This window comes from Kitasatospora sp. MBT66 (genome assembly GCF_000710405.2).
Taxonomy (GTDB): Bacteria; Actinomycetota; Actinomycetes; order Streptomycetales; family Streptomycetaceae; genus Kitasatospora; species Kitasatospora purpeofusca.
In genome coordinates this window covers 64,529-70,586 of record NZ_JAIY01000009.1, presented here as the reverse complement: position 1 = coordinate 70,586, position 6,058 = coordinate 64,529, and the positions used below count along the sequence as shown (strand labels likewise).

Sequence of the window (6,058 nt, the reverse complement as noted above, 5' to 3'; positions counted from 1 at the left end):
CCGCGCTGGCGCTCGGCTGCCCCGCAGCCGTTCCGGCTCGCCCCGGACGGCCGGGGCACCTGGGACGGGCTGGCGTTCCGGCCGCTGGAGCGGCGGGCGCCGGGCGCCGGGGAGATCGAGCTCGCGGTGGGTTCGGCGGCGCTGAACTTCATCGACGTGATGAAGGTGATGGGCACCTACCCGGACCCGACGGCCGATGCCCGGCTGCTCGGTCTGGACGGCGCGGGCGTGGTGACCAGGACCGGCGCGGGCGTGACCCGCTTCGCCCCCGGGGACCGGGTGGTCGCCTGCACCAGCGGCGGGGCGCTCGCCACCCACTGGACGGTCCTGGCCGACCACGCGCAGCACGTGCCGGAGGGGATGGCGGACGCGGACGCGGCGGCGTTCCCGGCGGTGACCATCACCGCCTGGTACGGCCTGCGGCACCTGGCCTCGCTGCTGCCGGGCGAGACGGTGCTGATCCATTCGGCGGCGGGCGGGCTGGGGCTGGCGGCGATCGCGGTGGCGCGGCTGCTGGGCGCCGAGGTGCTCGCCACGGCGGGCAGCGCGCACAAGCGGGCCCGGCTGCGCGAGCTGGGTGTGCGGCACGTCTTCGACTCCCGGGACCTCTCCTGGGCGGACGAGGTGCGGGCGGCGACCGGCGGCCGCGGGGTGGACGTCGTCCTCAACTCGCTGACGGGCGCGGCGATCCCGCTGGGTCTGGAGGTGCTGGCCGAGGGCGGGCGGTTCGTCGAGGTCGGCAAGGCCGACATCTACGGCGGGCGCACGCTGGCCCTGGACGCGTTCCGCAAGGGCATCGGCCTGGCCTCGCTGGACCTCGCCGGGGTGATCGCCCGGCGGCCGGCGCTGTTCACCCGGCTGTTCGCCGAGGTGTGGGAGCGGGTCGAGGCGGGTGAGCTGGCGCCGCTGCCGGTGCTGTCCTACCCGTTCGCGCGGGCCGCCGAGGCGCTGCGGGAGATGTCCCACGGCCACCACATCGGGAAGTTCGTGCTGTCGGACCCGTCGACGGTCACGGAGGTGGCGCCGGAGCCGCTGCGGGACGGCCGGTTCCGGGGCGACGGCACCTATCTGATCACCGGTGGTCTCGGGGCGCTCGGCCTGTCGCTGGCGGAGTTCATGGCCGGGCGCGGCGCGGGCCGGCTGGCCCTGGTGGGCCGCTCGGCGCCGACGGCGGAGGCGGCGGCCCGGATCGGGGCGCTGCGGGCGCGCGGGGTGCTGGTGGAGACCTTCGCCGCCGATGTCGCCGACGCGGCGGCGGTGCGCCGGGTGCACGAGCAACTGCCGCCGCTGCGCGGGGTGGTGCACGCCGCCGGTCTGCTGGACGACGCGACCGTGCTCAATCTGACGACGGAGCAGCTGGACCGGGTGCTGGCGCCCAAGGTCGACGGCGCGGTCCACCTGGACGCGGCGACCGAGGGCGATCCGCTGGACTTCTTCCTGCTGTTCTCCTCGGCGGCCGCGCTGTTCGGCAACGCCGGCCAGGCTGCGTACGCGGCGGGCAACGCCTTCATGGACGCGCTGGCGGTGGACCGGCGGCGGCGCGGGCTGCCCGCGCTGAGTGTGCAGTGGGGCCCGTTCAGCGATGTCGGACTGGCGGCCGCGGACGACAACCGCGGGGCCCGGCTGGCGGAGCGCGGGATGGCGGGCTTCTCCACCGCCGAGGCGTGGCGGGCGCTGGAGGGGTTCCTCGGCGCCGACGAGCAGGTGGTCGCGTACGTGCCGATCGACCTGCGGCAGTACCTGGAGGCGTACCCGGACACCGCGACGCTGGACAGCTGGAGCGCGCTGCGCGAGCTGGCCCGGCACGGCGGGAGCGGCAGCAGCGCGGGCGCGGCCTTCCTGGCCGAGCTGCGCGGGGCGCCGCAAGAGCGCTGGCCGGAGCTGCTGGAGGCCAAGGTGCAGGAGCTGGCCGGGCGGGTGCTGCGACTGGAGGCCGGGGCGATCGACCGGGACACGCCGTTCAAGTCGCTGGGGCTGGACTCGCTGATGGGTCTGGAGCTGCGCAACCGGCTGGAGGCGGCGTTCGGGCTGCGGCTGTCGCCGACGCTGCTGTGGACGTACGGCTCGGCGCGGGCGCTGTCGGCGGTGCTGGCCGAACGGCTGCTGGGCGATCCGGCGGCGGGCGAGGACTCCTCGGGCGAAGGCGCTACCGAAGGCGAGGGCTGAGCGCATGACGGAGCAGCAGCAGAACGGCACCGCCGCGCCCGCGCCCACCCCGCTCACCCGGGCGCTCGACACCGTCCGCAAGCTGCGGGCGCAGCTGGACGCCGCCAGTGGCACCGGCCCGCTGGCCGTGGTCGGCATCGGCCTGCGGCTGCCGGGCGGCATCGCGGACCTGGACGGCTACTGGGCGGCGCTGGCCGAGGGCCGCGAGCTGGTGGGCCCGCTGCCCGCCGGGCGGCGCGGGCCGTTCGCCGCCGAGTGGGAGCAACTGCCGCACAGCGGAGGGTTCCTGGACGAGGTGATGGACTTCGACGCGGAGTTCTTCGGCATGGGTCCGGCCGAGGCCCGGGGTGTCGACCCGCAGCAGCGGCTGCTGCTGGAGGTCGCCTGGGAGGCGCTGGAGAACGCGGCGCTGCCGCCGGACCGGCTGGACGCGGCCCGCACCGGGCTGTTCGTCGGGATCACCGGCCAGGAGTACTGGGACTGGCACAGCGGCGCGTTGGACACCCACTGGGCCGGCGGCAACGGCCACTGCTTCACGGTGGGCCGGGTGGCGTACGCGCTGGGGCTCGCCGGTCCGGCGATCACGGTGGACACGGCCTGCTCCTCCTCGCTGGTGTCGGTGCACCTGGCGCGCCAGGCGCTGGCCCGCCGGGAGTGCGACGTGGCGCTGGCGGGCGGGGTGAACCTGGTGCTGTCGCCGCGCGCGACCCGGCTGCACCAGCTGGCGGGCACCCTGTCGCCGGACGGGCGGTGCCGGCCCTTCGACGCCCGGGCGAACGGCTTCGCCCGGGGCGAGGGCTGCGGCGTCCTGGTGCTCAAGCGCCTGGAGGACGCGCGGCGCGACGGCGACCGGGTGCACGCGGTGGTGCACGGTTCGGCGGTCAACCAGACCGGCCGCTCGACCGGCTTCACCGCGCCCAATGTGCTGTCGGAGGTCGCGCTGACCGAGGCGGCGCTCGCGGACGCCGGGCTCACCGCCGCCGACATCGGCCTGGTGGAGGCGCACGGCACCGGTACCTCGCTCGGGGACACCATCGAGATGGAGGCGATCGCCGCCGCGCTGGGCCGTCGCAACGGCGGCGCGGAGCTGAGCGTCGGCTCGGTCAAGGCCAATCTGGGCCACCCGGAGTCCGCGGCCGGGGTGATCGCCCTGGTGAAGGCGGTGCTGTGCCTGCGGCGGCGCGAGGTGCCGCCGCTGGTGAACTTCGGCACCCTCAACCCGCTGATCGACCTGGACGGCACCGCCATCACCCTGCCGACCTCCCTGCGGCCCTGGCCGGAGCGCGGCGGGCGGCACGCGGCGGTGAGCGCCTTCGGCATGGGCGGCACCAACGCCCAGGTGATCCTGGGCGCTGCCGAGGACGCCGCCGGGGCCGAGGCCGGGGCCGACGCCAGGTCCGAGGCCGGGGCCGGGGCCGTTCCGGTGACGGGCTTCGAGCTCTCCGCCCGGACCCCGGAGGCGGTGCGGGCGCTGGCCGGCGCCCTGCACGGGCGGCTCGCCGGGCTGCCGGACGGCTCCTACCCGGCGTTCGCCTACTCGGCCGGTGCCGGGCGGGCCCGGCACCGCTGGCGGGCGCGAATCGCCGCCGCCGACCGGGCCGCCGCGCTGCGGGCGCTGAGCGGGCTGGCCGAGGGCGGTGCGCCGTCCGGCGTGGTGCTCGCCGAGCGGGAGCAGCACGACCGGGACGGGGCCGACAGCGGGTTCGCGGGGCTGCCCAGGTCGGTGCTGGACCTGCCGAACTACCCGTGGCAGCGCCGTCGGTACGCCCCCGAGGCTCCCGCCGTTCCCGAGACCCGGACGCGCGCCGTTCCCGAGACGCAGACGCCCGTCGTTCCCGAGACGCGGCCGTCCGCCGAGGAGGGGGCCGGGCGCGCCCTGTTCGCCCTGGAGTGGGCCGAGGCCGAGCACGGCACGGGTGCGCCGGCCGGCGCACCGGGCCGCTGGCTGCTGTTCGCGGACCGCGCGGGCACGGCCGGCGCCCTGGGCGCCGAACTCGTCGCCCGGCGCGGCAGCTGGGTGACCGTCACCCCGGGCAGCGGCTCCCGGCGGATCGACCCGCTGCGGTACGAGCTCGACCCGGCCCGGCCGGAGGACCTCGCCGCCCTGCTCAAGGAGTTGCGCGCGGCCGGTGACGAGCCGTGGGCCGGGGTCCTGTACGCCTGGGGCCTGGACGCGGCCGCCGGACCGGCGCCGGCGGGCCCGGTGCCGTTCCCGCCCCCGGCGGCGCGGGAGGACGCCCTCCGCCCGGCCCCGCCGCTGGTGCGGGAACTGGCCGGCGAGGGGCTGCCCGGTGCCCCGCGCCTGGTGGTGCTGACCCGTGGCGCGCAGCGGGTGACGGAGCGGGACGGTGCTCCCGACCCGGCGCAGGCGCTGCTGTGGGGTGCGGCCGGCGTGGCCTCGGCCGGGACCGGTGTGCCCCGCCCGCTGCTGGTGGACCTCGACCCGGACCCGGCGCGGGACGACGCCGCCCGGCTGCTGGACGTACTGCTGCGCCCGGCCGGGGAAGGCCCGGCCGCGCTGCGCGGACCGGTCGGGTACACGCCGGTCCGGGTGCCGCAGGACTCCGCGGACGGCACCGAACCCGCTTGGCAGCGACGGCCGTTCGACCCCGAACTGGACACCAACCAGCGGCTGCTGGCGGTCCGGCCCGGTCTGCTGGAGAGCCTGACGCCGACCCGCTGGGAGCGGACCGCGCCCGGCCCCGGCCAGGTGGAGATCGAGGTCGCGGCGGCGGGGCTGAACTTCAGCGACGTGCTCAAGGCGATGGGCGCCTACCCGGGCGCGGCCGGGACGGTCCCGCTGGGGGTCGAGTGCGCGGGCCGGGTGAGCGCGGTCGGCGCGGGCGTCGAGCGCTTCCGGGTCGGCGACCGGGTGATGGCCGTCGCGCCGTCCGCGCTCGCGGCCTACACCACCACCGAGGAGCACCTGGTGGCGCCGCGGCCGTCGGCGCTGGACGACGAGCAGGCGGCGGCGGTACCGGTGGCCTTCCTCACCGCCGTGTACGGTCTTGGCCACCTGGCCCGGCTGCGGGCGGGCGAGACGGTGCTGATCCACTCGGCGAGCGGCGGTGTGGGCCTGGCCGCGCTGGCGGTGGCCCGACGGTGCGGGGCGCGGGTGTTCGCCACCGCGGGGACGCCCGCCAAGCGCCGGTTCCTGCGCGAACTCGGCGGCGTGGAACTGGTGATGGACTCCCGCTCGACGGACTTCGCGGCGGAGGTCGCGGCGGCCACCGGCGGGCGCGGGGTCGATGTGGTGCTCAACTCGCTGACCGGGGAGGCGCTGCGGCGCGGCCTGGCGGTGCTGGCGCCGGGCGGGCGGTTCGTCGAACTGGGCAAGCGCGACATCCACGACGACAGTCCGATCGGCCTCGGCGGCCTGAAGGCGAACCGGGCGCTGTTCGCGGTCGACCTGGACCACACCTTCCATGCCCAACCGGAGCTGCTGGCCGAGCTGTTCGAGGAGGTGGTGCGGGGATTCGAGGACGGCGGCTTCGGACCGCTGCCGGTCACCGTCCACCCGTTCGCCGGGGCCCGGGAGGCGTTCGCCACCATGGCGCACGCCCGGCACACCGGCAAGCTGGTGCTGCGTCCGGAGCCGGCGCCCGAGCTCGCGGTGCCGCCGACCCGCTCGGTGGTCCGGGCCCGGGCCGGGTACCTGGTCACCGGCGGCACCACCCCGGTGGCACTGGCGGCGGCCCGCCGGCTGGCGGACCTGGGGGCGCGCCGGATCGCCCTGCTCGGCTCCGCCGGCTCCGTCGCGGACGCCGCCGCGGAACCGGCGCTGGCCGAACTGCGCGCCCGGGGCGTGGAGCTGGTGCTGCCGCTCGCCGACCTGTCCGACGCCGGGGCGCTGGCCGCCGCGGTGGCCGCCGTCGACATCCCGGCGGCGCCA

Annotated in this window: 2 protein-coding genes; both read left to right on the top strand. The window is 77.4% G+C overall.

Going from position 1 to position 6,058, the window contains the following annotated elements:
• On the top strand, nucleotides 1-2,166 hold a 2,166-nt coding region (locus BI06_RS24365), incomplete at its 5' end, for an SDR family NAD(P)-dependent oxidoreductase (protein WP_149030464.1).
• Nucleotides 2,167-2,170: 4 nt separating this feature from the next.
• Nucleotides 2,171-6,058: beta-ketoacyl synthase N-terminal-like domain-containing protein (locus BI06_RS45550; protein WP_158516461.1), on the top strand; the 3,888-nt coding region annotated here is incomplete at its 3' end.